This window comes from Sediminicoccus sp. BL-A-41-H5 (assembly GCF_050632405.1).
Lineage (GTDB): Bacteria > Pseudomonadota > Alphaproteobacteria > Acetobacterales > Acetobacteraceae > Roseococcus.
Window position 1 is genome coordinate 522,135 of sequence record NZ_CP192601.1, and the last position, 23,886, is coordinate 546,020.

27 protein-coding genes are annotated in these 23,886 nt (G+C 69.9%); 21 read left to right on the forward strand and 6 right to left on the reverse strand.

Features of this window, described 5'->3' with window-relative positions:
* Positions 1-59: 59 nt before the first annotated feature.
* From ACQ860_RS02650 to ACQ860_RS02660, 3 genes are all read right to left on the reverse strand, one after another.
* A complete protein-coding gene (locus tag ACQ860_RS02650; RefSeq protein ID WP_431301862.1) occupies positions 60-1,334 on the reverse strand; it encodes a DNA polymerase IV in 1,275 nt (424 codons plus the stop codon).
* Positions 1,335-1,365: 31 nt separating this feature from the next.
* On the reverse strand, positions 1,366-3,264 hold the full coding sequence (locus tag ACQ860_RS02655; RefSeq protein WP_431301863.1) for a PhoX family protein: 1,899 nt from the start codon (positions 3,262-3,264) through the stop codon (positions 1,366-1,368).
* A 66-nt stretch (positions 3,265-3,330) separates the two neighbouring features.
* Positions 3,331-4,209, reverse strand: a complete 879-nt coding sequence (locus ACQ860_RS02660; RefSeq protein ID WP_431305716.1) for an ROK family protein — start codon at positions 4,207-4,209, stop codon at positions 3,331-3,333.
* A 62-nt stretch (positions 4,210-4,271) separates the two neighbouring features.
* On the opposite strand from ACQ860_RS02660, the gene ACQ860_RS02665 reads away from it, so the two are divergent.
* From ACQ860_RS02665 to ACQ860_RS02690, 6 genes are all read left to right on the forward strand, one after another.
* A complete protein-coding gene (locus tag ACQ860_RS02665) occupies positions 4,272-4,508 on the forward strand; it encodes a sulfurtransferase TusA family protein (protein WP_431301864.1) in 237 nt (78 codons plus the stop codon).
* The gene (locus ACQ860_RS02670; protein ID WP_431301865.1) at positions 4,505-5,434 is read left to right on the forward strand and encodes a histone deacetylase family protein; all 930 of its coding nucleotides are present in this window, start codon (positions 4,505-4,507) and stop codon (positions 5,432-5,434) included. The genes ACQ860_RS02665 and ACQ860_RS02670 overlap by 4 nt, the downstream gene beginning before the upstream one ends.
* A gap of 111 nt (positions 5,435-5,545) precedes the next feature.
* Entirely contained in the window at positions 5,546-5,809 is a 264-nt protein-coding gene (locus tag ACQ860_RS02675; protein WP_431301866.1) for an exodeoxyribonuclease VII small subunit, read from the forward strand.
* A gap of 14 nt (positions 5,810-5,823) precedes the next feature.
* Positions 5,824-6,744 carry a polyprenyl synthetase family protein gene (locus tag ACQ860_RS02680; protein ID WP_431301867.1) on the forward strand — a complete coding sequence of 307 codons (921 nt, stop codon included), beginning with the start codon at positions 5,824-5,826 and terminating at the stop codon, positions 6,742-6,744.
* Positions 6,745-8,670, forward strand: coding sequence for a 1-deoxy-D-xylulose-5-phosphate synthase (dxs, locus tag ACQ860_RS02685; RefSeq protein ID WP_431301868.1), 1,926 nt, complete (start codon positions 6,745-6,747; stop codon positions 8,668-8,670). It abuts the gene before it with no gap.
* A gap of 7 nt (positions 8,671-8,677) precedes the next feature.
* The gene (locus ACQ860_RS02690; protein ID WP_431301869.1) at positions 8,678-9,412 is read left to right on the forward strand and encodes a TlyA family RNA methyltransferase; all 735 of its coding nucleotides are present in this window, start codon (positions 8,678-8,680) and stop codon (positions 9,410-9,412) included.
* 48 nt (positions 9,413-9,460) lie between these two features.
* Here the strand turns inward: ACQ860_RS02690 and ACQ860_RS02695 are convergent, their stop codons facing one another.
* Together ACQ860_RS02695 and ACQ860_RS02700 are read right to left on the reverse strand one after the other, a co-directional pair.
* Complete coding sequence (locus ACQ860_RS02695; protein WP_431301870.1) at positions 9,461-9,796, reverse strand: hypothetical protein; 336 nt, start codon at positions 9,794-9,796, stop codon at positions 9,461-9,463.
* A gap of 69 nt (positions 9,797-9,865) precedes the next feature.
* Positions 9,866-10,531, reverse strand: a complete 666-nt coding sequence (locus ACQ860_RS02700; RefSeq protein WP_431301871.1) for a substrate-binding domain-containing protein — start codon at positions 10,529-10,531, stop codon at positions 9,866-9,868.
* A 70-nt stretch (positions 10,532-10,601) separates the two neighbouring features.
* Here ACQ860_RS02700 and ACQ860_RS02705 point away from each other — a divergent pair, with 70 nt between their 5' ends.
* From ACQ860_RS02705 to ACQ860_RS02765, 13 genes are all read left to right on the forward strand, one after another.
* Positions 10,602-10,985, forward strand: a complete 384-nt coding sequence (locus ACQ860_RS02705) for a VOC family protein (protein ID WP_431301872.1) — start codon at positions 10,602-10,604, stop codon at positions 10,983-10,985.
* A 23-nt stretch (positions 10,986-11,008) separates the two neighbouring features.
* Positions 11,009-12,421, forward strand: a complete 1,413-nt coding sequence (gene rfaE1 / locus ACQ860_RS02710; RefSeq protein WP_431301873.1) for a D-glycero-beta-D-manno-heptose-7-phosphate kinase — start codon at positions 11,009-11,011, stop codon at positions 12,419-12,421.
* Positions 12,418-13,239 carry a penicillin-insensitive murein endopeptidase gene (mepA, locus tag ACQ860_RS02715; protein ID WP_431301874.1) on the forward strand — a complete coding sequence of 274 codons (822 nt, stop codon included), beginning with the start codon at positions 12,418-12,420 and terminating at the stop codon, positions 13,237-13,239. The genes rfaE1 and mepA overlap by 4 nt, the downstream gene beginning before the upstream one ends.
* Before the next feature lie 97 nt (positions 13,240-13,336).
* The gene (gene lgt / locus ACQ860_RS02720; RefSeq protein ID WP_431301875.1) at positions 13,337-14,125 is read left to right on the forward strand and encodes a prolipoprotein diacylglyceryl transferase; all 789 of its coding nucleotides are present in this window, start codon (positions 13,337-13,339) and stop codon (positions 14,123-14,125) included.
* Between the two features lie 20 nt (positions 14,126-14,145).
* Complete coding sequence (locus ACQ860_RS02725) at positions 14,146-15,099, forward strand: class I SAM-dependent methyltransferase (protein ID WP_431301876.1); 954 nt, start codon at positions 14,146-14,148, stop codon at positions 15,097-15,099.
* Positions 15,099-15,833 (forward strand): polyphenol oxidase family protein, encoded by a 735-nt coding sequence (locus ACQ860_RS02730; protein WP_431301877.1) that lies wholly within the window; start codon positions 15,099-15,101, stop codon positions 15,831-15,833. The genes ACQ860_RS02725 and ACQ860_RS02730 overlap by 1 nt, the downstream gene beginning before the upstream one ends.
* Before the next feature lie 62 nt (positions 15,834-15,895).
* Entirely contained in the window at positions 15,896-16,762 is an 867-nt protein-coding gene (locus ACQ860_RS02735) for a hypothetical protein (protein ID WP_431301878.1), read from the forward strand.
* Between the two features lie 95 nt (positions 16,763-16,857).
* Positions 16,858-17,790, forward strand: a complete 933-nt coding sequence (locus ACQ860_RS02740; RefSeq protein WP_431301879.1) for a ribose-phosphate pyrophosphokinase — start codon at positions 16,858-16,860, stop codon at positions 17,788-17,790.
* Positions 17,791-17,812: 22 nt separating this feature from the next.
* Complete coding sequence (locus ACQ860_RS02745; RefSeq protein WP_431301880.1) at positions 17,813-18,436, forward strand: glutathione S-transferase family protein; 624 nt, start codon at positions 17,813-17,815, stop codon at positions 18,434-18,436.
* A 23-nt stretch (positions 18,437-18,459) separates the two neighbouring features.
* Entirely contained in the window at positions 18,460-19,077 is a 618-nt protein-coding gene (locus tag ACQ860_RS02750; RefSeq protein ID WP_431301881.1) for a glutathione S-transferase family protein, read from the forward strand.
* Positions 19,074-19,688 carry a glutathione S-transferase family protein gene (locus ACQ860_RS02755; RefSeq protein WP_431301882.1) on the forward strand — a complete coding sequence of 205 codons (615 nt, stop codon included), beginning with the start codon at positions 19,074-19,076 and terminating at the stop codon, positions 19,686-19,688. Before ACQ860_RS02750 ends, ACQ860_RS02755 begins: the two co-directional genes overlap by 4 nt.
* Complete coding sequence (locus ACQ860_RS02760; protein ID WP_431301883.1) at positions 19,685-20,251, forward strand: histidine phosphatase family protein; 567 nt, start codon at positions 19,685-19,687, stop codon at positions 20,249-20,251. Before ACQ860_RS02755 ends, ACQ860_RS02760 begins: the two co-directional genes overlap by 4 nt.
* Positions 20,252-20,255: 4 nt before the next feature.
* Entirely contained in the window at positions 20,256-21,773 is a 1,518-nt protein-coding gene (locus tag ACQ860_RS02765; protein WP_431301884.1) for an amidohydrolase family protein, read from the forward strand.
* Positions 21,774-21,838: 65 nt separating this feature from the next.
* Here ACQ860_RS02765 and ACQ860_RS02770 read toward each other — a convergent pair whose 3' ends face one another.
* Positions 21,839-22,351, reverse strand: coding sequence for a hypothetical protein (locus ACQ860_RS02770; protein ID WP_431301885.1), 513 nt, complete (start codon positions 22,349-22,351; stop codon positions 21,839-21,841).
* A 264-nt stretch (positions 22,352-22,615) separates the two neighbouring features.
* Between ACQ860_RS02770 and ACQ860_RS02775 the strand changes: the two genes are divergently transcribed.
* Positions 22,616-23,578: a Bug family tripartite tricarboxylate transporter substrate binding protein gene (locus ACQ860_RS02775; RefSeq protein ID WP_431301886.1), complete on the forward strand. Its 963-nt coding sequence runs from the start codon at positions 22,616-22,618 to the stop codon at positions 23,576-23,578.
* Between the two features lie 84 nt (positions 23,579-23,662).
* A complete protein-coding gene (locus ACQ860_RS02780; protein ID WP_431301887.1) occupies positions 23,663-23,830 on the forward strand; it encodes a hypothetical protein in 168 nt (55 codons plus the stop codon).
* The last annotated feature ends 56 nt before the right edge of the window (positions 23,831-23,886 follow it).

Here is a 23,886-nt window from a genome sequence, read left to right on the forward strand (position 1 = left end):
TCCCTGATCCGGAAAAGAGGCAGGGGCGGAGATATAAAAGTCAAATATTTCCGCTTTAATTACGATTTTTTCGTCCCTTGCAGGGAGCGCCCCGCCACCACGCTGGCCGAGCCGAAGCGCTCGCGCAGCGCCTCCACGGCGCGCCATTTTGCCGCGCGGCGCGGGGCATGGGGGTCGGCCAGATCGCCCTGGTCGGCCTCTTCCGCCGGGCAGAGCGACGCGGCGCCCAGGCCCAGCAGGCGGTAGCGCGTGCCATCGGCCGCCCGGGCCAGCAGGGGGCGCGCCGCGTCGAACAGCGTCTCGGGCAGCAGGGTGGGGCCTGGCAGGCGGGCGTTGCGCGTCAGCGTCTCGAAGCCCGCCGTCTTGAGCTTCAGCACGACGCCCCCGGCCGAGAGGCCCTTGCCCGCGAGCCGCGCGGCCAGCCTCTCGCTCATCCGCCACAGCACGGCCTCAAGGGCGGAGAGATCGGCGAGGTCTTCCTCGAAGGTGGTCTCGGCGCTGACGGACTTGGTCTCGCGCTCCGGGTTGACCGGCCGCTCATCCTCGCCCCGGGCGCGGGCGGCCAGCGCCGGGCCGTCGGGGCCGAGGCGGGCGATGGCGGCCTTCGCGTCCAGGGCCGCGAGTTGGCCCAGGCGCGTGATGCCGGCCGCCTCCAGGCGGCGCGCGGCGGCGGGGCCGATTCCGGGCAGCACCCCCACCCGCTGCGGCGCCAGCCAGGCGGCCGCCTCACCCGCGCCGATCACCGCGAAGCCGCGCGGCTTGTCCCGCCCCGCGGCGAGCTTGGCCATGAGGCGGTTGGCGGCGAGGCCGATGGAGATGGTAACGCCCACCTCGCGCTCCACATCGCGCGCCAGTCGCGCGAGCGTCACGGCCGGCGGCGCCTTGTGCAGGGCCTGGGTGCCGGCGAGATCCAGCACCGCCTCGTCGATGGAGAGCGGCTGCACGAGAGGGGTCAGCGCCTCCATCAGGGCGCGGATGCGGGCCCCCTCGCGGGCGTATTTGGCGATGTCGGGCTTGATGACCACGGCATCCGGGCAGGCGGCCAGCGCCTTGAACATCGGCACGGCGCTGCGAATGCCGTAGCCGCGGGCGATGTAGCAGCAGGCGGCCACCACGCCGCGCCGCCCGCCGCCGACCAGCACGGGCCTGGCCGCCAGCTCCGGCCGGTCGCGCTTCTCGACGCTCGCATAGAAGGCGTCGCAATCCACATGGGCGATGGTGAGGCTGAAAAGCTCCGCGTGGCGCACCAGCCGCCGCCCGCCGCAATGGCGGCAGGCCGCGCCCGGGCCAGGGTCGTCGCTCAGGCAGTCACGGCAGAGGGCCGGGTCGGGCATCAGTGGAAGATGCGGCCCGCGCCCCGGGGGTTCAACTGCCGATCGTACGCCCTTCGGCATGGGTGATGACGATCACCGAGGGGCGCGGCGGCATGCCCTCCGCGAAATCCGGCCAGCGGGTCGAGGGCGTGTCGAAGCTGCTGCCGCTGTTCTGCCCGGGATGCTGGATGGCGAGGAAGATCGCGCTGTCATCCTCCAGGATCCAGGGCCCGCAGACCTCGGCGCCGGTCGGTGCCTGGTAGAAGAGGCGGGTCAGCGCCCTCCCCCCGCCCGCCGTATCCGCCACCCAGACGCCGTCCGCAATGCCGGCCGTGCCGCCGGAATCGGTCGCGATCCAGATCCGGCCCTTGCTGTCGAAGGCGCAATTGTCGGGGCAGGAGAGCCAGCCATGCTCGGTCGTGGCGCGGTGATACTGGGTGCCGGGGTCCACGCCGGGCTTGCCCGCGCGCAGAAAGAGGCCCCAGCGCATGGTCTCGGCGGCGTGGTCCGGCTGGCCGGGCGCGCCGGGCGGGATCAGCTCCACCACATGGCCATGCGCGTTCTCGGCCCGGGGATTGGCCGGGTTCACCTGCGCCGCCGTGCGGTTGGCGTTGTTGGTGAGCATGACATAGACGCGGCCATTGACCGGATTGGCCTCGACATCCTCCGGCCGATCCATGGGCGTGGCGCCCAGCAGGTCGGCGGCGCGGCGGGCCTGGATGACCACGTCGCCCTGGTCGTGGAAGCCGTTCTCCGGCGTCAGCGGGCCGGTGCCCTGGACGAGGGGAAGCCAGCGCATGGTGCCATCGGCGTCGAAGCGGGCGACGGAGAGCGTGCCCTCGTCCAGCAGGTTCCGGTCCGGGTTGGCCGGGTTGTGCGGCCGGGCGGTGACGAAGCGATAGACGTAATCGAAGCGCTGGTCGTCGCCCATGTAGATGACCATGCGGCCATCCGGGGCGAAGGCATGGGCCGCGCCCTCATGCTTGAAGCGGCCCAGCGCGGTGCGCTTCACCGGCAGGCTCTCCGGATCATAAGGATCAACTTCAACAACCCAACCGAATCGATTGGATTCATTCGGTTCCCGCGAACGATTGAAGCGCGGGATGAAGCGATGCCAAGCATAGGGCGGGGTGTCGGTCATGCCGAAGCGGCGCTGGGATTCCGCCTGTGTGGTGTCGGCCAGCACGCCACCGAAGGCGAAGTTGATATTCTCCTCACATGTGAGGATCGTTCCCCAAGGAGTTATTCCGCCAGCACAATTCGCCAACATTCCGAGCACCGTCCGTCCGTCCGGATCGGCACTGGTCCGCATCCAGGGATGGCCGGCGGCGGGGCCGCTGATCCGCATGGGCGTGCCGGCGGTGATGCGGCGGTTGAGGCGGCCGGGGGGTGCGACCTTCCAGCCGCGGCCCTCCCGCATGATCTCCACGATGCTGCCGCCATGGGCCATGAGTTCCACCTCGACCTGCTCCGCCGTGACGCGGGTGCGTGCCTCGGAGGGAGAGCCGAGTCCGGGGAACATCAGGTTGGTGTTGGTGTATTCGTGGTTCGCCCAAAGCAGCGCGCGCTCGCCGATCGGCTCGCCCGGCCGCACCGGCAGCACGGCGATGAAGTCGTTGTTGTAGCCGAATTGCCGGGCCTGGGCCGCGGCGGTCTGGCGGCGCGGGTCGAAGCTGGGTGCGCCGGGCAGCACCGGGTCGCCCCAGCGGATGAGAAGCCGGCTCTCATGCCCCTCGGCGACGGCATCGGTCTGCGCGAGCTGGTGGCGCAGCTCCGGGAAGGTCAGTGTGGAGGGGCCGCCGCGCATCGGCACGGCCCCGGCCGGCCCGGCAAAGGCGGCGGCGAACCCGCCCATGAGGGCACCGCGCCGGGAATAGCGCCGGGCGATGATCTCGCCGATGGTCGCGCGCGGCACGGGGTTGCTGGGGGTGTTTTCGCTGTCGAAGTCCATGGGGTCCATCGGGGTTGCCACCGCCAAACATGCCTCATCCGGCGGCCGCTGCGAATGATGCCTCCGCTACGAATCCCAAAGGCGCGCTGCCCCCAGCACACCGGAGCTGTCGCCATGCGAGGCCGGGACGATGCGCGTGCGGACCACGTCGGAGAAGACGTGGCGCGGCAGCAGGCGCGGCAGCTCCACGTAGAGATGCGCCATGTTGGAGAGACCACCGCCCAGGATGATCACTTCCGGGTCCACCAGGTTCACCACGGCGGCGAGCGCCCGGGCCAGCCGGTCCGTGTGGCGGGCGAGCGCGCCCCGGGCCGCGGCATCGCCACGCCCCGGCAGGCCGGAGGCATCGCGGGCGCCGGGGCCATCGGCATCGGCCGCCAGTGCGGGCCCGGAGAGGAAGGTTTCGATGCAGCCGCGCTTTCCGCACCAGCAGGCGGGGCCGGGAAACTCGGCCTCGGTCATCCAGGGGAGCGGATTATGGCCCCATTCGCCGCCGATCCGGTTGAACCCCTCCACCAGCCGCCCGCCGAGGACGAGCCCGCCGCCCACGCCCGTGCCGAGGATCACGGCGAAGACGCTCGACGCCCCCGCCCCCGCGCCATCCGCCGCCTCGGACAGCGCCAGGCAATTGGCGTCGTTGGAGAGGCGCACCGGCCGGGCCAGCGCGGCGGCGAGATCCACATCCAGGCGCCCGCCATTCAGCCAGGTGGAATTGGCGCCGCGTACCAGACCCGTGGCCGGCGAAAGGCTGCCCGGAATGCCCACCCCCACCGTGCCGCTCGCGCCGAGCTCCGCCTCGGCGGCCTCAACCAGTCCGGCGATGTTGCGGATCACGCCGGCATAATCGGACGGCGTGGGCTGGCGGCGGCGCAGCAGCACCTCGCCGGCGGTGCCCAGGGCCACGACCTCCGTCTTGGTTCCGCCCAGGTCAATGCCGATGCGCATGAGGGCCAAGCTGCGGCGCGCGAGGCTTGCGGGCAAGCCCCCGGCGGTGCTGCATTGGCGGGATGGGAGACACCACCACACTCGACGTCCGGGGCATGACCTGCCCCCTGCCCGTGCTCAAGGCCAACAAGGCGCTGCGGGCCATGGCGCCCGGCGCCACGCTCGCGGTGCTCGCCACCGACCCGGCGGCGGTCAAGGATTTCCATGCCTATGCCCAGGAAACCGGGCATGAGCTGCTGGCCTGGGCGGAGGAGGATGGCGGCTACCGCTTCGTCCTGCGCCGGAGGGCGGAGCCGTGAGCGTCCTTCTCCTCACCCACCGCGACTGCCTGGCCCATGAAATGGGCGAAGGCCACCCCGAATGCCCCGACCGGCTGCGCGCCGTGCTCCAGGCTCTGGACCAGGAGGAGTTCGCCGAACTGATCCGCGACCAGCCGGAGGAGGCGACGGAGGAGCAGCTCTGCCGCGCCCACCCGGCGGACTACGTGGCCGCCATCCTCGGCGTGCGACCGGCGGAGGGCGACTACGTCGCGCTCGACCCCGACACGGTGATGTGCCACGGCAGCGCCCGCGCGGCGCTGCTGGCGGCCGGCGCCGCCGTGCGCGCGGTGGACGAGGTCTGCACGGGCCAGGTGCGCCGCGCCTTCTGCGCGACCCGCCCGCCCGGTCATCATGCCGAGCATCGCCGGCCCATGGGCTTCTGCTTCTTCGCCAATGCGGTGATCGCCGCGCGCCACGCCCAGGCCGCGCATGGGCTCAGCCGCGTCGCCATCTGCGATTTCGACGTGCATCACGGCAATGGCAGCCAGGACTGCACGGAGAACGACCCCAGCATCCTCTTCGCCTCCAGCCACCAGATGCCACTCTATCCGGGCACGGGTTCGGCGAGCGAGACGGGGGTGGGCAATATCCACAACGCCCCCCTGCCGCCCGGCGCCTCGGGCGTGGAGTTCCGGCGTGCCTGGTCCGAGACGCTGCTCCCCGCGATCGAGAATTTCGCTCCCGAACTGATCGTGATCTCCGCGGGATTCGACGCCCATGCGCGGGATCCGCTCGCGCAGCTGCGCCTGAGCGAGGCGGATTTCGCGTGGTTGACCAGTGAGTTATGCGCCATTGCCGAACGCCGCTGCGGCGGCCGGGTGGTCAGCCTGCTGGAGGGCGGCTATGATCTGGAGGCGCTGGCCCAGTCTGCCGCGGCCCACGTCCGGGCATTGTTGCAAAGCTGACAGAACGTCTTGGTTGTGTTGCCCGCTGAATTTCGGTTTGCTGCGTCTTGCCGGGGTCATCAGGCTGCAAACATCCGAAGCCGGAGTGCAGTTTGGTTTAGGGAGCGTTCGATGTCTGCGCATCAAGCGTCGCATCCGCCCGAGCTGGCGGATGGCGATGTGTCGGAACTCTCCTTCGAGGAGGCGCTGAGCCAGCTCGAGGGAATCGTGAAGTCGCTCGAGGGCGGGCGGAGTACCCTGGCCCAGGCGATTTCCGAATATGAGCGGGGCACCGCGCTGCGTCGCCATTGCGAGGCGAAGCTCGCCGAGGCCGAGGCCAAGGTTCAGGCCGTGGTCGAAGGCAGCGTGGGCCTGACCCTGAGGGATGTGGAATAGGATTATCTGTTCGAATGACCATGGTGATCGGCGGCGCTTCAGCCGCCTCTCTCGCGGCCGCCCTGACCGAAGCCGCCCAGGATATCGATGAGGCCCTGGACCAGCTCCTTCCCGTCGTGGAAGGGGACGAGGCCCGGCTTTTCGAGGCGATGCGCTATTCCACCATCGGCGGTGGCAAGCGCATGCGCGGCTTCCTGGTGCTGGAAGGGGCGAAGCAGTTCGGCGTTTCGCGCAGCGCGGCGCTTCGCGTCGCCTCCGCGATCGAGATGATGCACGCCTACAGCCTCATCCATGACGACCTGCCGGCCATGGACAATGACGACCTCCGGCGCGGCAAGCCCACCAACCACAAGGCCTTCGACGAGGCGACGGCGATCCTGGCCGGCGATTCGCTGCAATGCCACGCCTTCACCGTGCTGGCGGACGAGGCGACGCACCCGGACCCCGCCGTGCGGATCGAGCTGGTGCGGATTCTGGCGCGTGCGGCCGGCCCGCGCGGCATGTGCGGCGGCCAGATGCTGGACATCATGGCCGAGCAGGCGAGCGAGCCGCTGGATGAGCCGGCCATCGGGCGGCTGCAGTTGCTGAAGACCGGCAAGCTCATCGAATTCTCGGCGGAGGCGGGCGCCGTGCTGGGCAAGGCCGCCGCCGCGCAACGCCATGCGCTCGCCGCCTATGGGCGCGACCTGGGCGCGGCCTTCCAGATCGCCGATGACCTGCTGGACGCCACCGCGAGCGCCGAGGACATGGGCAAGGCGACGGCGAAGGACGCCGCCGCCGGCAAGGCGACCCTGGTCGGCCTGCTCGGCATCGAGCGTTCGCGCATGCAGGCCGAGCGCCTGGTGGCGCAGGCGCGGGACCATATCGAAATCTTCGGGGAGCGCGCCGATCTGCTGCGCGCCCTGGCAGACTACGTGATCGAGCGGAGAAGTTAAATGCAAGACCGCCCCGCAACCCCGCTGCTGGACCGGGTCCGCGTTCCCGCCGACATGCGCAACTTCTCGGCCGACCAGCTGCGGCAACTGGCCGATGAGCTGCGCGCCGAGACGATCAGCACCGTCTCCGTCACCGGCGGGCACCTGGGTTCCTCGCTCGGCGTGGTGGAGCTCACCGTCGCCATCCATGCGGTGTTCGACACGCCGCATGACCGGCTGATCTGGGATGTCGGCCACCAGTGCTACCCGCACAAGATCCTGACCGGCAGGCGGGACCGCATCCGCACGCTGCGCCAGGGTGGCGGCCTCTCGGGCTTCACCAAGCGCAGCGAGAGCGAATACGACCCCTTCGGCGCGGCGCATTCCAGCACCTCCATCTCGGCCGGCCTCGGCATGGCGGTGGCGAGCGAGCTGCAGAAGGAACCGCGCAATGTCATCGCCGTGATCGGCGACGGCTCCATGTCGGCCGGCATGGCCTATGAGGCGATGAACAATGCGGGGGCCGAGAAGGCCAACCTCATCGTCATCCTGAACGACAATGACATGTCCATCGCGCCGCCGGTGGGGGCCATGTCGGCCTATCTGAGCCGCACCATCTCGTCGCGCCCCTTCCTCTCGGTGCGCGACTTCGCCGCCAAGATCGCGAAGAACTTCCCGGGGCCGATCGAGCGGGTGGCCAAGCGCGCCGATGAATATGCCCGCGGGCTGCTGACGGGCGGCACCCTCTTCGAGGAGATGGGCTTCTACTATGTGGGCCCGATCGACGGCCACAACATGGACCACCTGCTGCCCGTGCTGCGCAATCTGCGCGACACGGACCACAAGGGCCCCTTCCTGATCCATGCCGTCACGCAGAAAGGCAAGGGCTACGCCCCGGCCGAGACGAGCGGCGACAAGTATCACGGCGTGCAGAAGTTCAACGTCGTGACCGGCGAGCAGCAGAAGGCGCCGCCCGGCCCGCCCGTCTACCAGAAGGTCTTCGCGCAATCGCTGATCGCGGAAGCCGAGCATGACGAGCGCATCGTGGCGGTGAACGCGGCGATGCCCTCCGGCACCAGCCTCGACATGTTCGCCAAGCGCTTCCCGGATCGCTGCTTCGACGTGGGCATCGCCGAGCAGCATGCCGTCACCTTCGCGGCCGGCATGGCGACCGAGGGGATGAAGCCGTTCTGCGCCATCTACTCGACCTTCCTGCAGCGCGGCTACGACCAGGTGGTGCATGACGTCGCACTCCAGGGCCTGCCCGTGCGCTTCGCCATGGACCGTGCGGGCCTGGTCGGCGCCGATGGCGCGACGCATGCGGGCAGCTTCGACATCGCCTATCTGGGCTGCCTGCCGGGCATGGTGCTGATGGCGCCGAGCTGCGAGGTCGAACTGGCCCATATGATCGCGACCATGGCGCAGATCGACGACGCGCCGTCGGGCGTTCGCTATCCGCGCGGCGAGGGCTTCGGGCTGCAGCCGCTGCCAGCGCGCGGCAGCCTGCTGCCCATCGGCAAGGGGCGCGTGGTGCGCGAAGGCAGCAAGATCGCCATCCTCAGCTACGGCGCGCGCCTGCAGGAATGCCTGAAGGCGGCGGATGAGCTGGCGAGCTTCGGCCTTTCCACCACCGTGGCCGATGCGCGCTTCGCGAAGCCGCTCGACACCGAACTGGTGGAGCAGCTGGCGCGTCACCACGAGGTGCTGATCACCATCGAGGAAGGCAGCGTGAACGGCTTTGGCGGGCTGGTGATGCACCACCTGGCGCTGCGCGGCCTGCTGGACCACGGGCTGAAGTTCCGCCCGATGACGCTGCCCGACATCTGGATCGACCACGACAACCCGAAGAAGCAGTACGACCTGGCCGGGCTGAACGCGCCGCAGATCACGGCGATGGCGCTGGCGGCACTCGGCAAGGAAGCGCTGATGGAGCCGGCGCGGGCCTGATCCGTTCATGGCTGCGAAGCAACGGGCCGATCTCGCGCTCGTCGAGCGCGGGCTCGCGGAATCGCGCACCCGCGCCCAGGCACTGATCATGGCGGGTCTCGTCTATTCGGGCGAGGTTCGGATCAACAAACCGGGCGACATCATCGCCGAAGGGCGGCCGCTCGAATTGCGCGGGCAGGATCACCCCTGGGTCTCACGGGGTGGCGTGAAGCTGGCGCATGGGCTGGCGCATTTCGGACTGTCACCCGAGGGGAAGACCTGCCTCGATCTCGGCTCCTCGACGGGCGGCTTCACGGATGTGCTGCTGCATCATGGTGCCGCGCATGTCCATGCTGTGGATGTCGGCCATGGGCAGCTCGCCTGGAAGCTGCGCAACGACCCGCGCGTGACGGTGATGGAGCGCGTCAACGCACGCCACCTGGAGCCCGGGCAGGTTCCGCCGCTGGACGTCCTGGTCTGCGATGCCAGCTTCATCGGCCTGCGCGTGGTGCTGCCGGCCTCGCTCGCGCTCTGCCGGCCGGGCGCCTGGGCCGTGGCGCTGATCAAGCCGCAATTCGAGGTGGGGCCCGCCATCGCCAAGGGCGGCGTGGTGCGGGACGCGAATGTGCATCGCCGCGTCTGCCACGAGATCAGCGCCTGGTGGGCCGAGCAGCCGGGCTGGCGGGTGCTGGGCGTGGAGGCCAGCCCGATCCTCGGCCCCGAGGGCAACCGGGAGTTCCTGATCGGGGCCGTGCGCGCCTGATCGCCTCGGGAACCGAGGCGTGAATCAGCCGCGCAGCAGGGCTGAGGGTTAAGCGGGCTCCACCGCGCGGCCGTTCACGCGGATCTCCTCGGCCGGGTTCTCCACCGTTACATGGGTGTCGTACCAGGTGAGGCGCGGGCGCACGCCGAAGCGCTCCGTGAGCTGGCCGATGCGCTCCTCGGTGAACCAGGCCTCGGCATCGGAGCGGCTTTCCCAGAGATAGACGCCGCCGGTGCCGGCATCCCCGTTCAGATAGTTCTTCCGGATCAGCCCCTTGCGGGCGAGCTCGCGATAGATGGGTGCGGTGGCCACGGCGCCGCGGATGGCCTGCTCCTCGCTGCGCTTCGGCAGATCGAACTGCACGATGACGATGCATTGGCGCATGGCCGTTTCCTTCCCTTCTCCGAGCCGGGAATCTTGCGGCGCGGGGCTGCGCGGCCGCAAGGAAAAAGCTCAGGCGGGGTCGAGCCCATGGGCGGCGAGCCGCTCGGGCGTCATGGCGGCGGCCAGGCGCTCCAGCAGGGCCTGCGCGCCGGGCTGGGCCTGGCCGAAGCAGGCGGCGGAGAAGATGGCGCAGGTGTTGGCGCCCTCGGGCAGCTTGCCGACGATTTCCACACCCGGCACGGCCATCAGCTCGCTCACCTGCTGGATGGCCAGCGCCGCCTCGCCGCGCGCTGCGACTTCGGCGGTGAATCCCTGCGGGATGACGATGGCCTTGGCGTTGACCTCGGCCGCGATGCCCATGCGCTCGATCAGCTCCGCGAAGAAGATGCCGCTGGCGCCGGCGCGGGAATAGACGAGGTTGGGGGTGGCCAGCAGCGTGGCGCGCAGGGCCTCCACGGTGGAGATATCGGGGCGCGGCGTGCCCGGGGCCACCGCCATCCCGATGGCCGAGAGCGCCAGGTCGCGCCGCGTGCCGGCGGCCAGCACGCCGCGCGCCGTCAGTTCCTCGATGCCGGCTTCGGTGAGGATGGCGATGTCACCCTCCAGCCCCTCGCCGATCTGCTGCATCAGGCGGGCCGTCGGGTTGAACACGACCTCCGCCCCCTGCCCCGGCAGCCACTCGCGCAGCATTCCCGCGACGGCGAGGGTGGAGAGGATGCGGACAGGTTGGGTCATGGCGCGCACTCTACCCACACCGCGAAACTCCTCTACCCTCCCGGCCCATCATCCCCTGGAGGAATCGTCCATGTCCGCTCTGAGCTTCGACCATATCCACCTGCGCTGCCCGAACCCGGAGGCCACCGCCCTCTGGTTCGAGGAGATGCTGGGCGCCGAGGTGATCCGCTCCATGCAGCAGGGCCAGCCGCGCGTGGACCTCAAGCTGGGCGGCATCGACATCTTCCTCCTGCCCGAGGGCAAGGACGCGGCCCCCGCCCCTTCCGCGCCCTATCTCGGCATCGACCATTTCGGCTTCTCGGTGACCGGGCTCGATGCCTATGTGGCCAAGCTCAAGGCCAAGGGCGTCGTCTTCACCATGGAACCGAACGAGCCGCGCCCGGGCATCCGCATCTGCTTCATCCGCGGCCCCGAGAACATCTCGATCGAGATCCTGGAACGCTTCCCGGTCTGATGCGGGGGGCGTAGAAGCCCGCCATGCTCGATCTCTCCGGACGCCGCATCATCTGCCTCGGCGATGTGATGCTGGACCGCTTCCTCTACGGCGATGCGAGCCGGCTCTCGCCCGAGGCGCCGGTTCCCGTCGTGCGCCTCAAGCGCACGCAATCCATGGCCGGCGGCGCGGGCAATGTGGCGCGCAACATCCAGGCGCTGGGCGGCGAGGCGGCGCTGATCGCCCTCGCGGGTCAGGATGCGGAGGGCCAGGAGATTTCGGGCCTGCTGGGCGAGGCCGGGCACCTGCTCCGAAGTGCCGCGCGGCGCACCACGGTGAAGCTGCGCGTCATCGCCGCCCGCCAGCAGGTGGTGCGGGTGGATGAGGAGGAGCGGCGCGATGCCGACGCGGCCGAGGAGGCCGCCATCGCGGATCGGCTGGCAGCGCTTCTGCCGGGCGCGCAGGCGCTGATCCTCTCCGATTACGGCAAGGGCGTGCTGACGCCCCGCGTGCTGGAAGCGGCCATCGCCGCCGCGAATGCGCAGGGCATCCCGGTCCTGGCCGACCCGAAAGGCCGCGACTTCACCCGCTACGCCGGCGCCACCTGCCTCACCCCCAATGCGAGCGAGCTGGCCGAGGCGACCGGGATGCCTGTCGCCACCGACGCCGAGTGCGAGGCCGCGGCGCGCGCCGTGCTGGCCGCGGTTCCGGTGGAGGCCGTGCTCGCCACCCGCAGCGAGAAGGGCATGATGCTGGTGCGGCGCGATGCGCCCGCCGTGGCCGTGCCGGCCATGGCGCGCGAGGTCTTCGACGTCTCGGGCGCCGGCGACACGGTGATCGCCACCCTCGCGCTCGGCGTCGCCGCCGGGCTGAGCCTGGAGGGCGCCATGCGCGCCGCCAATGCCGCGGCGGGCGTCGTGGTGGCCAAGCTCGGCACCGCCACCTGCTCGGCCGCCGAACTCGACCACGCGATGCGCGAGCTGGATGGCGCCACGGGGGAGATCCTCACCTGGCCCGCGGCGCAGCGCCTGGTGCAGTCCTGGCATGAGCAGGGGCTGCGCGTGGGCTTCGCCAATGGCTGCTTCGATATCCTGCATGCCGGCCACACCCGCATGCTGCGCGCCGCAAGGGCCGAGTGCGACCGGCTGGTGGTGGCGCTGAACGATGATGCCTCGGTGCGGCGGCTGAAGGGCGAGACGCGCCCGGTGAACCCGCTCGAAGATCGCGCGGCGGTGATCGCAGCGCTGGCCAGCGTGGATGCGGTCATCGCCTTCCCGCAGGACACGCCGCTGGAGGCCATCCTGGCGCTCAGGCCGGACCGGCTCTTCAAGGGCAGCGACTACACGATCGAGCAGGTGGTGGGCGCGCCGGAGGTCGCCTCCTGGGGCGGGCGGACGGTGCTGCTGGATCTCCTGCCGGGGCGCTCCACCACCTCCATCCTGGCGCGCGGGCGATGAAGCGCTGGGTGCTGGCGCTACTGCTGCTGGCGCCGGCCGCGCAGGCGCAGCCGATGAGCCCCTGGGCGCAGGTATCCACCCCCTCGCCCGGGCCGGCCAAGGTGATCGGCGGAACCACGCTGGGCTGCCTTGCGGGCGCCGTGCAGTTGCCACCGGAAGGGCCGGGCTATCAGGCGGTGCGGATCTCGCGGAACCGGCATTGGGGGCACCCCGACCTGATCCGCTTCACGCGGGATCTCGCGCAGCGCACCCGGGCGGCGGGCTTGCCCGATCTCTGGATCGGCGACCTCGCGCAGCCGCGCGGCGGGCCCATGCCCAACATGCATGCGAGCCACCAGACCGGCCTCGATGTGGACATCTGGCTCGACCTCAACGCGAAGCCGGCGATGAGCCGGGCGGCGCGCGAGGATATCGACGTGCCCTCGCTGGTGCTGCCGGACCAGAGCGGCGTGAATGCGCGCTTCACGCCCCAGCATGCGCGGCTGATCCGCATGGCCGCCGAAAGCCCCGGCGTGCACCTCGTGCTGGTGAATCACGGCATCAAGCGCAGTCTCTGCGAGCGGCACCGGGGCGAGGGATGGCTGCACCGGGTGCGGCCCTGGCGGGGGCATGACAGCCACATGCATATCCGGCTGCGGTGTCCGGCGGGTTCGTCGGAGTGCCGGGAGGCCAACCCGATCCCGCCGGGCGACGGCTGCGATGCGAGCCTGGAGTGGTGGCTCTCCGAGGAGGCGCGCCGCCCACCGCCGCGCCCCCGCCAGCCGGGTCCGCCCCCTTCCCTGCCCGCGGCGTGTTCCGCGGTCTTGAGAGCGCCCTGAAGTGATGGGGCCTGGGGCCTGACGCCCCAGCCGCCGGAAGCCCTTTTTTCTTTTCCCGCGCCGTGACTTGGTGGCCCGGTCGGGCTACCCATCGCCCATGCTCGAATTCCCGCAGATCGATCCGGTCGCCTTGCAGATCGGCCCGCTGGCCATCCGCTGGTATGCGCTGGCCTATATCGCCGGCATCGTGCTGGGGTGGCGACTGTTGCGGCGGCTGGCGCAGGCCGAGCCCCAGGCGGCGACGGCGCAGCAGGTGGATGACTACATCACCTGGGCGACGCTGGGCATCATCCTGGGCGGGCGCCTTGGCTATGTGCTGTTCTACCGTCCGGGGCATTACCTGTTCCATCCGCTGGAGGCCCTGATGGTCTGGCAGGGGGGCATGGCCTTCCATGGCGGGGCGCTGGGCGTCATCATCGCGACCTTGCTCTTCTGCCGCAGCCAGAAGCTCGACCCGCTGCGCTTTGGCGACCGTGTGGCGGTGGTGGTGCCGATCGGGCTGTTCTTCGGGCGGCTCGCCAACTTCATCAATGGCGAACTCTGGGGGCGCGTGACGGATGTGCCATGGGCCATGGTGTTCCCGGCGGACCGGCTGCAACTGCCGCGGCATCCGAGCCAGTTGTATCAGGCGGGGCTGGAGGGCATCGCGCTCTTCGCGCTGATGCTGATCCTCTGGAGCAAAGCGGCCAACCGCGCGCGGACGGGTCTCCTGACGGGCGCGTTGCTGGCGGGCTATGGCGCGGCAAGGCTGGTGGGCGAGATGTTCCGCGAGCCGGACGCACATCTGGGCTTCCTGCTGGCCGGTGTCACGATGGGCCAGCTGCTCAGCCTGCCCATGGTCGTGGCGGGCGGATACCTCATCTGGCGGGGGCGCCGGGCCGGCTGATGGAGCGGCTGGACGCCTTCATGGCCCGCGCTGCCGCCACCTATTACGCGCGCGGCGCGGGCATCGGGCGCGATTTCACCACCGCACCGGAGATGAGCCAGGCCTTTGGCGAATGCCTGGGGCTCTGGGCCGCCGTGACCTGGCAGGCGATGGGCGCGCCCACGCGCGTGGTGCTGGCGGAACTCGGCCCGGGGCGCGGCACGCTCATGGCCGATGCGCTGCGGGCGGTGGACCAGATGGTGCCGGCCTTCGGCCGCGCGCTGGAGCTGCACCTGGTCGAGACCTCGCCGGCGCTACGCGCGGCGCAGGCGGCGAAGCTGGGTGCGCGCGTGGCGGGCTGGCATGGGGCGGCGGGGGATATCCCGCCGGGGCCCACGATCATCCTGGCGAACGAGTTCTTCGACGCCCTGCCCATCCGGCAATTCATCCGGCGCGCGGAGGGCTGGCGCGAGCGATATGTGGCAGGCGGCGCCTTCGTGGAGCAGCCCTGCGACCATGTGGAGCCGGCGCCCGAGGGCAGCATCCGCGAGATCTGCGAGCCGGCGCGGCATATCGCCGCGGCGCTTGGCGCGCGTCTGGCGGCGCAGGGCGGCGCTTTGCTGGCGCTGGATTACGGCCCGGCCGTGAGCGGGCTGGGCGATACGCTCCAGGCGTTGCGCGACAACGCCGCGCTTGACACGCTGAGCGAGCCCGGCACGGCCGACATCACGGCCCATGTGGATTTCCAGGCGCTGGCCGAGGCCGGCCACGCGGCGGGGGCGGCGGCGCATGGCCCGCTGCCCATGGGCGTCTTCCTCCAACGGCTCGGCCTGATGGCGCGCAGCGCCATGCTGGCGCAGTCGGCACCACGCCAGGCGGGGCAGATCCTCGCGGCCGCGCAGCGCCTTGTCGCACCCGAAGGGATGGGGCGGCTGTTCAAGGCGCTGGTCCTGGCCCACCCTGCCCTCCCCACCCCAGCCGGATTCGATGCGTGATGGCCGAATTCCTGACCCATGCGGGCCTTGCCGCGCGGCATGGCTTCTTCACGCGGCGCGGCGGCGTCTCGGTGGGCGCCTATGCCACGCTGAATTGCGGCCTGCGCAGCGAGGATGACCCGGCCGCCATCACCGAGAACCGCGCGCGCGCCGCCCGGGCGCTGGGCGCGGACCCGGCAGGGCTGCGCGGCCTGCGCCAGGTGCACGGCCCGGCCGTGGTCGAGGCGGGCGACCCCTGGGAGAACCTGCCCGAAGCCGATGCGATGGTGACGCGCAGGCCCGGCATCGCGCTCGGCATCATCACCGCCGATTGCGCGCCGGTGCTGTTCCACGACGGCGAAGCGGGCGTCATCGGCGCCGCCCATGCCGGCTGGCGGGGTGCTGCGTCGGGCGTTCTGGAGGCGACCCTCACGGCCATGGAGGCGCTGGGCGCCGCGCGCGGGCGCATCACCGCGGTGGTCGGTCCCTGCATCGCCCAGGCGAGCTACGAGGTGCGCGCCGACCTGCGCGATGCGGTGGGCCAGGCCCGCTTCTTCGCGCCCGGCCGTGATGACGCGCATTTCCAGTTCGACCTGCCCGGCTATTGCGTGGCACGGCTCCAGGCGGCAGGAGTGGCGGCAGAGGCGCTGGGGGTGGACACGCTGGCCGATGAGGCCCGGTTCTTCAGCCATCGGCGCCGCACCCTGGCGGGCGGCGGGCCGCTCGGGCACCAGCTCTCCGCCATCATGCTGTGAAGGCGCCATGCCCTACGTCATCATGTTCCTCATGCTGCTCATCGTCACGATGATGGTGTCCTGTGTCTTCGCGTAGGGTCGCCCTTCTCGCGCTGCTGGCGCTGCCCGCCTGCACCGGCCTGCCGCAGCCCCATCGCGGCCGCCCGGGCGGGCTCGCGGGCGGCTTGCGCATCCCGCTCGCCGTGCGCCTTGCCATCCCGCCGCCGGCCGAGGCGCTGATGACCGATGACGCGGCCCAGCGCTATGCCGAGGCGCTGAGCGAGGCGCTGCAATCGGCCGATGTGCCGGCCATCGCGACCTCCACGCCGCTGCCGCTCGACTGGCGCCTGGTGGTGACGGCGCAGAACACCGGCAGCACCGTCATCCCGCGCTATGTCATCACCAATGCCGATGGGCAGGAGCAGGGCGCCGTCGCCGGCCCGCCCGTGCCGATCCGCGCCTGGGCCGAAGCCAGCACGCCGACGCTCCAGGCCGTGGCGCAGCAGGCCAATCCGCGCGTCACGCAGATGCTGCTCTCGATCCAGGCGGCCCGCGCCTCGGCCGACCCCGCGGCGATCCGGACCGGCCCGGAGCGGGTCCGGCTGATTCCGGTGCGGGGCGCGCCGGGGGATGGCAACAGCTCGCTCACCGCGCGGCTTCGCGAATTCCTCACCAATCGCGGCTATGTGGTGCAGGAGCTGGCCGATGGCGCGGCCTTCGCGGTGACGGCGGAGGTGGCGGTCGCACCTGTGAGCACCACGGTGCAGCGGGTGGAGATCCAGTGGATCGTCTCGCGCCGCGATGGCTATGAGCTGGGACGCGTGCTGCAGCTGAACGAGGTGCCGATGGGCAGCCTCTCCCGCGCCTGGGGCGACATCGCCTATGTCGCGGCCGAGGAAGCGGCGGCCGGCGTGCAGCAGATCATCCGCAACGCCAGCTCCACCAGCTAGACCGCGAGTCCAACTCATTTGACCGCAGTGAAGTTTACAGCACGGCGGCGGGGCGCTATCGCTGCCACGCCAGCCAACAGGGGTGAGATGGCCCGATGAAGATCGTCGCGTGCAACAGCAACATGCCCCTGGCGCAGGCCGTGGCCGACAAGATCGGCATCCCGCTGACCAATGCGTCCATTCGCCGCTTCGCGGACATGGAGATCTTCGTGGAGATCCATGAGAACATCCGCGGCGAGGATGTCTTCGTCATCCAGTCCACCAGCTACCCCGCCAATGACCACCTGATGGAGCTGCTGATCACGCTGGATGCGCTGCGCCGCTCCTCGGCGCGCCGCGTCACGGCCGTGATGCCCTATTTCGGCTATGCGCGGCAGGACCGGAAGAGCAGCCCGCGCTCACCCATTTCAGCCAAGCTGGTGGCGAACCTCATCACCCAGGCGGGTGCCGACCGCGTGCTGACGATGGACCTGCATGCGGGCCAGATCCAGGGCTTCTTCGACATCCCGGTGGACAACCTCTACGCCGCCCCGCTCTTCGCGCGCGACATCAGCGAGCGCTTCAAGGGCCGGGAACTGATGGTCGTCAGCCCCGATGTGGGCGGCGTGGTGCGCGCCCGCGCCATCGCGCAGCAACTGCACTGCGACCTCGCCATCATCGACAAGCGCCGCCCGCAGGCCGGCGTCTCCGAGGTGATGAACGTGATCGGCGACGTCGCGGGGCGTGACTGCATCATCGTGGATGACATCATCGACAGCGGCGGCACGCATTGCAACGCGGCCGAGGCGCTGATGAAGAACGGCGCCAAGTCTGCCAGCGTCTATGTGACGCACGGCGTCTTCTCGGGTGCGGCCGTCGAGCGCGTGTCCAAATCGCCCATCGAGACGATGATCGTGACCGACAGCATCGCGGCGACGCCCGCGGTGCAGGGCGCGCGCAACATCCGGCAACTGCCCATCGCGCCGCTGCTGGCCGAGGCGATGCGCCGCATCAGCGAGGAACGCTCGGTCTCGTCGCTCTTCTGTTGAACCACTCGCGGAGGGTCCGCCCATGAAGCTCTTCTATTCGCCCGGTGCCTGCTCGATCGGCATCCACGTGATCCTGGAGGAGATCGGCAAGCCCTTCGAGACGCAGCTGGTCTCGACGCGCGACGGTTCGAACAAGAAGCCCGAATATCTCGCCATCAACCCCAAGGCGAAGGTGCCGGCCCTGCTGCGGGACGACGGCAAGGTGCTGACGGAATTCCCGGTCATCGCCTGGTGGCTGGCCAAGGCGAACCCCATGTCCAACCTCATCGCCGTCGAGTTCGAGGCGGAGGCGCGGACGCTGGAATGGATGGACTATCTCTGCGGCACGGTGCACCCGCAGGGCTTCACCCGGCAGTTCCGCCCCGGCAATTTCGCGAAGGACGCCGAGGATGAGGCGCGCGTGATCGCGCAGGGCAAGGCGCTGGCGGAGGGCTACCTCCAGGTCATCGAGAAGGGGCTGGCGGGCGACCCCTGGCTGCTGCCCTCAGGCTATAGCGTGGCGGATTGCGCGCTCTTCTTCATCACCAACTGGGCAAGCGGGCGGGCGGGCATGACCCTGCCGCCCAAGCTCGCGCGGCACCATGCGGCCATGCTGGCGCGGCCGGCCGTCCAGCGCGCCCTGGCGCGCGAAGCCAAGCCCGCCTGAACCATCACGCAAGGGAGATTTCCATGAAGCTCTACTACGCCCCCGGCGCCTGCTCGCTCGGCATCCATGTGCTGCTGGAGGAAAGTGGCGCGGCCTATGAGCCAACCCTCCTGAACATCCGCGAGGGTGCGCAGTTCAAGCCGGAATTCACCAGCATCAACGCGAAGTCGAAGGTACCGACGCTGGTGCGCGACGACGGCTCGGTGCTGACCGAGTTCACCGCCATCGCCTATTGGATCGCGGCCAAGCATCCGGCGGCGAAGCTGATGCCGGCGACGGCCGAGGCGCAGGCGACCGCGCTGGAAGCGACCGACTACGCGGTGGCCACCATCCACATGCAGGGCTTTTCCCGCATGTTCCGCCCAGCGAATTTCGCCCCCAGCGAGGGCGACCATGAGGCCGTGAAGGCCCGCGGCCTGGAGCTGTTCAACAAGGGCCTGGCCTGGCTGGACCGCGCGCTGGAAGGCCGCGACTACATCTGCGGCGATTTCAGCTTCGGCGATGCGGCGCCCTTCTACGTGACCTTCTGGGCCGCCGCGCGCCTCAAGCTCGACCTGCCGAAGAACGTCGCCGCGCATTATGAGCGGATGAAGGCGCGACCCGCCGTGCAGCGCGTGATGGCGCGCGAAGGACTCGCTTGATCCTTCTGGTTTCCGCGCGCACGTCGAGCCTGGCGTGCCGCTTCGCCTTCGCCCTCGCCGGCCTGCCCGGGGAGGTGCGGGACCTCAGCCTGCGGCAGGGCGAGCACAGGACAGCCGAGATGCTGGCGCTGAACCCCAAGGGGCAGGTGCCGGCCCTCATCCTCGACAGCGGCGAGACCATCACGGAGACGCCCGCCATCCTGCTCGCCATCGGCGAGATGGCGCCGGCGAGCGGCCTGATCCCGGCCACGGGTGTCGCCCGTTGGCGCGTGATGGAGTGGCTGTCCTGGTATGCCTACCAGTTCCCGCGCGCCTTCCAGCCGGCCTTCCGCCCCGCGATCTTCGGCCCGCCCACCGCCGAGAACCAGATCCGCGAGGGCGGCCTCGCGCGCGTGGGCGAGGTGCTGGCCTTCCTGGAAACCGGCCTGGGCGAGCGGGACTGGCTGGTGGGCGATGCGCTGACCGCGGCCGACCTCGTCGCCGCCATGATGACCACTTTCGCGGGCTTTGTCGGCGTCGTGCCGCCTGATGCGCTGATGGCGCATCGCAAGCGCGTCTTCGCCCTGCCCGCCCTTGCCGACACCCTCCAGGCCGAAGGCTTCGCCGCATGACGCTCAACCCCATCCCCTTCTGGTTCCTGCGCCATGGCGAGACGGATTGGAACGCGGAGGGGTTGAGCCAGGGCCAGACCGACATCCCGCTGAACAAGATCGGCCACATGCAGGCCGAGCGCGCGGCGCGGACGCTGGCGGGCACGAAGATCGCCACCATCGTGGCGAGCCCGCTCAGCCGCGCCCGTGTGACGGCCGAGACGGTGGCCGCCGCGCTGAACCTGCCCGTCACCTTCGACCCAGAGCTGATGGAGGTGAATTTCGGCGAGCAGGAGGGCAAGCCGATGGGCGACTGGTATGATGACTGGATCGCCGACACCTACACGCCGGCCGGTGCCGAGCCCTTCGCCGTGCTCCGCGCCCGCACGGTCCGCGCCATCAATCGCGCCACCGCCTTGCCCGGCCCGGTTCTCGTCGTGGCGCATGGGGCGCTGTGGCGCGCCTTCCGCTACGAGGCGGGGCTGCCTTCCAATGTCCGCACGCCCAATGCGCTGCCGCTCCATGCCGAGCCCGGGCCCGAGGTCTGGAGCCTGACCGCCCTCGAACTCGCCCCGGAGGTCTGATCCCATGGCGCAGGCGGAACCCGGCTGGCAGCTGATCCAGGGGGGCCGCCTGACGGACCCCGCGCAGCGTCGTGCGCCTGTCACCGACATCCTGATCCAGGACGGCATCATCCGCGAGGTGGGTCCGAACCTGGCGGCACCCGAGGGCGCGCGGGTGGTGGACGCCAGCGCCTGCCTGCTGCATCCCGGCCTGATCAACGCGCATACCCATGGCCATGGCGGCCTCGCGCGCAGCCAGGGCGACCGGATGAGCCTGGAGACGCTGCTGGCCGCCGCCCCCTGGTTCGGCGGCGGGCGCACGCTGGAGGACAAGCGCCTCTCCACACTGCTCTGCGCGGCCGAGATGGTGGCGAAGGGCTGCACCGCCGCCTATGACCTGACGATGGAAGTGCCGCTCCCGACCGTGGACGGCCTGGACGCCATCGCCGATGCCTACGCCACCGTCGGCATGCGCGCCATGATCGCGCCCATGGTGGCCGACCGCTCGCTCTACGAGGCGATCCCCGGGCTGATGGACGCGCTGCCGGACAAACTGCGCGCCGAGGCGGAGAAGATCCGCTTCAAGCCCTGGCAGGAGACCATCGCCGCCATGGACGCCGCCTTCCGTGGCTGGCGCTGGGCGGCGCAGGACATCCGCTTCGCCGTCGGCCCCACCATCCCGCATCATTGCAGCCAGGAATTCCTCTGCGGCTGCCGCGACCTCGCGCGCAAGCATGGCGTGGGCCTGCACAGCCATGTGGGCGAGAGCAAGGTGCAGGCCGTGGTGGGCATGCAGAAATACGGCATGACGCTGGTGCACTACATGGACAGCCTGGGGCTGATTGGCCCGGACTTCACCGTCGCGCACGGCATATGGCTGGATGATGATGATTTCCGCCTGCTGGCGGATCGCGGTGCGAGCATCGCGCACAACCCGGCCTCCAACATGAAGCTCGGCAACGGGATGTTCCGGCTGAAGCGCGCGCTGGAGCTGGGCGTGAATGTCGGGATCGGCACCGACGGCGTCAGCAGCGGCGACAATTCCAACATGTACGAGGCGATGCGCCTCGCTTCCCACACCTCCCACGTCCAGAAGCCCGACCCTTACGAATGGGCGACGGCGGAGCAGGTCTATCGCGCGGGCACGATGGGCTCGGCGCGGGCGCTGGGCATCGCGGGCATCGGCGCGATCGCGCCGGGGATGAAGGCGGACATCGTCTTCCTCGACCTGCACAAGGCGCAGTGGATGCCGCACAACGCCACGCTCAACCAGATGATCCACGCCGAGGATGCGACGGGCGTGCGCCATGTGATGATCGGCGGGCGCTTCGTCTATCGCGACGGCCGGCACACGACGCTGGACATGGCGAAGCTGGCCGATGCGGCGGAAGCGGCGCGCGAGCGGCTGGAGGCGGCGGCGGTGCAGGCACGCGCGCTCTTCGAGGCGCTGGAGCCCGTGGTGGCCAGCTTCTGCTCGGGCCTGGCGGCGCGGCCCTATCATCTGAGCCGCTACATGTGCGACGCGCCGAATTCGGGCCTATAGCGAGCGACCGGCGGGCTGCCGACGCCAGGGGGCGCGAGCGCAGCCCGGTTCCGGCATGGCCTCTGTCACCCGAGCCACAAATGTTGCTTCAACCAGGGCACTCCCCTCACCACAGAGGTGACCACCTCGCAGATGAGGATGGCGAAAAGCAGGGAGATGAAGTTGCCGACGGCGTAGGAGTAGTAACGCAGCAGCGCCTTGGACAGCGGAGCGTGCCCCTCGGCCGCGCCAGCCGCCGACACCTGCTCCTGCTGGTGCAGCCAGTGCGTGAAACCCTTGAACAGAAGCAGGCACCCGAGCGCTGATTCTTGGCCGCGGATGATAAAATAACAGTAAAGAAATTTTTCGAGACAACCGATGACGCGGGAAGATTCTTCGAGCTTGATCTGCTGGGGTGTCTTGGGCAGTTTTTTTGCTGATTGTTCTGGTTGTGCCTCGCCAACTGCATCCAGCTGGTCACTCCCAGGCCCCAGGTCGCAGGCCCAGACGATGACCGCCCGGACCGCGCCAGTCAAATTCAGGATCAGAACGATCGCGATACTGATCAGATAGATGTACCACTGGAAGACTTCGGTCATTTCGGGCTCCACTTCGGATCGATGCCAGATCATTCGACCTGGCGACCACATGGAATTCATGGCCCAGATGCATCGCAGATTTTATTTATTCTATTTTCATGATTCGGATGGGGCTGGCACGGCATGGGTGCAGCCGCCGGGCGGCCGTAAGTCCGGTCAGTCCTCCGCCTTGACGGCTCACCCCCGCGCGCCGATGCCCTCCACAGATTACGGCACGGTAATTGCTGACCTTCCGGCTCAGTCTTCATCAGCCGGGAATTTTCGATGTTTCGCCGTTCGCTCCTGCCGCTTTTCGCGGCGACTGCCCTCCCCTTCACCGCACGCGCGCAAGCTTGGACGCCCGATCGGCCGATCCGCCTGATCGCGCCCTTCGCGGCTGGCGGTGCCGCCGACATCATCTCGCGCATCGCCGCAGAAGAGCTGGCGCCGATCCTTGGCCAACAGGTCGTCGTGGAGAACCGCACCGGCGCGGGTGGCGCCATCGGCACGGAGTTCGTGGCGCGCGCAAGGGCCGACGGGTACACGCTGCTCACCGCCAGCCAGGCCACGCATGGCATCACGCCCGTCCTGACGCGGCTGAACTTCGACCCGGGCACCGACACCACGCCCATCGCGAATTTCGCCGGCGTGCCGGCCGTGCTGATCGTGAACAACGACCTGCCAGTGCGCACACTGCCCGATTTCATGAACCTGATCCGCTCCCGCCCTGGGCAACTCGCCTATGGCTCGGCCGGCATCGGCTCCTCCACGCACATGACGCTGGCGCTGCTCGCCCATAAGGCCGGGCTGGACATGACGCATGTGCCCTATCGCGGATCGGCGCTCGCCATGCCTGATCTCATCAGCGGGCGGCTGGCCGCCATGACGGACACGATCAGCAGCGCGCTGCCCTTCATCCGCGATGGGCGGGTGCGGGCGATCGCCGTCTCCACCAAGGCGCGGCTGGCCGTGCTGCCGGACGTGCCCTCCGTCTCCGAGACGCTGCCGGGCTATGAGGTGCTGAACTGGTACGGCATCTCCGGGCCGGCCGCGCTGCCCGCGCCCATCGTCGCCACCATCCACGCCGCGGTGCAGACCATCCTCGCGCGTCCTGCCTTCCAGCAGCGCATGGCCAGCGGCGGCATGGAAGTCCTGCCGATGAGCACGGCCGACTATGCCGCCTATATCGCGCGCGACCGCGCCCAATGGGCCGAGCTGCAAAGGGCGACCGGCCTCAGGGCCGATTGATTTTATTTTGCCGTCGCAACGGAAGGGCCTGGGAAACCGCCCGCGGCAGGCCCATATCCGACAACAACTCTAGGAATTTGCCGCATGGAACTCTCCAGCCGAGGCATCGCCCTCGCCACCGCCGCCTTGCAGGTCGCTGCCGCCAACCGGGCGGCGCGGGCCGAGCCTCTTGCGCCCGCGCGGAGTGCGAAGACCCGCCCGCAACTCCGCCGCTCCAGCGCCCGCCGTGGCAGGCCTACCACCAAGGCCTGATGGCGGAATCATCCTTTCAGAAAGAGCCTGGACCGCGCGGAGTGAACACGGCACGG

Excerpts from the sequence above, each read along its gene's own strand:
- ACQ860_RS02775 (WP_431301886.1), top strand. The coding sequence starts at position 22,616 with ATGTTTCGCCGTTCGCTCCTGCCGCTTTTCGCGGCGACTGCCCTCCCC.
- dxs (WP_431301868.1), top strand. The coding sequence starts at position 6,745 with ATGCAAGACCGCCCCGCAACCCCGCTGCTGGACCGGGTCCGCGTTCCC.
- ACQ860_RS02655 (WP_431301863.1), bottom strand. The coding sequence starts at position 3,264 with ATGGACTTCGACAGCGAAAACACCCCCAGCAACCCCGTGCCGCGCGCG.
- ACQ860_RS02695 (WP_431301870.1), bottom strand. The coding sequence starts at position 9,796 with ATGCGCCAATGCATCGTCATCGTGCAGTTCGATCTGCCGAAGCGCAGC.
- ACQ860_RS02780 (WP_431301887.1), top strand. The coding sequence starts at position 23,663 with ATGGAACTCTCCAGCCGAGGCATCGCCCTCGCCACCGCCGCCTTGCAG.
- ACQ860_RS02765 (WP_431301884.1), top strand. The coding sequence starts at position 20,256 with ATGGCGCAGGCGGAACCCGGCTGGCAGCTGATCCAGGGGGGCCGCCTG.
- ACQ860_RS02745 (WP_431301880.1), top strand. The coding sequence starts at position 17,813 with ATGAAGCTCTTCTATTCGCCCGGTGCCTGCTCGATCGGCATCCACGTG.
- ACQ860_RS02730 (WP_431301877.1), top strand. The coding sequence starts at position 15,099 with ATGGCCGAATTCCTGACCCATGCGGGCCTTGCCGCGCGGCATGGCTTC.
- ACQ860_RS02680 (WP_431301867.1), top strand. The coding sequence starts at position 5,824 with ATGACCATGGTGATCGGCGGCGCTTCAGCCGCCTCTCTCGCGGCCGCC.
- lgt (WP_431301875.1), top strand. The coding sequence starts at position 13,337 with ATGCTCGAATTCCCGCAGATCGATCCGGTCGCCTTGCAGATCGGCCCG.
- mepA (WP_431301874.1), top strand. The coding sequence starts at position 12,418 with ATGAAGCGCTGGGTGCTGGCGCTACTGCTGCTGGCGCCGGCCGCGCAG.
- ACQ860_RS02690 (WP_431301869.1), top strand. The coding sequence starts at position 8,678 with ATGGCTGCGAAGCAACGGGCCGATCTCGCGCTCGTCGAGCGCGGGCTC.
- ACQ860_RS02675 (WP_431301866.1), top strand. The coding sequence starts at position 5,546 with ATGTCTGCGCATCAAGCGTCGCATCCGCCCGAGCTGGCGGATGGCGAT.
- ACQ860_RS02760 (WP_431301883.1), top strand. The coding sequence starts at position 19,685 with ATGACGCTCAACCCCATCCCCTTCTGGTTCCTGCGCCATGGCGAGACG.
- ACQ860_RS02725 (WP_431301876.1), top strand. The coding sequence starts at position 14,146 with ATGGCCCGCGCTGCCGCCACCTATTACGCGCGCGGCGCGGGCATCGGG.
- ACQ860_RS02705 (WP_431301872.1), top strand. The coding sequence starts at position 10,602 with ATGTCCGCTCTGAGCTTCGACCATATCCACCTGCGCTGCCCGAACCCG.
- ACQ860_RS02665 (WP_431301864.1), top strand. The coding sequence starts at position 4,272 with ATGGGAGACACCACCACACTCGACGTCCGGGGCATGACCTGCCCCCTG.
- ACQ860_RS02660 (WP_431305716.1), bottom strand. The coding sequence starts at position 4,209 with ATGCGCATCGGCATTGACCTGGGCGGAACCAAGACGGAGGTCGTGGCC.
- ACQ860_RS02750 (WP_431301881.1), top strand. The coding sequence starts at position 18,460 with ATGAAGCTCTACTACGCCCCCGGCGCCTGCTCGCTCGGCATCCATGTG.
- ACQ860_RS02740 (WP_431301879.1), top strand. The coding sequence starts at position 16,858 with ATGAAGATCGTCGCGTGCAACAGCAACATGCCCCTGGCGCAGGCCGTG.
- ACQ860_RS02700 (WP_431301871.1), bottom strand. The coding sequence starts at position 10,531 with ATGACCCAACCTGTCCGCATCCTCTCCACCCTCGCCGTCGCGGGAATG.
- ACQ860_RS02650 (WP_431301862.1), bottom strand. The coding sequence starts at position 1,334 with ATGCCCGACCCGGCCCTCTGCCGTGACTGCCTGAGCGACGACCCTGGC.
- ACQ860_RS02770 (WP_431301885.1), bottom strand. The coding sequence starts at position 22,351 with ATGACCGAAGTCTTCCAGTGGTACATCTATCTGATCAGTATCGCGATC.
- rfaE1 (WP_431301873.1), top strand. The coding sequence starts at position 11,009 with ATGCTCGATCTCTCCGGACGCCGCATCATCTGCCTCGGCGATGTGATG.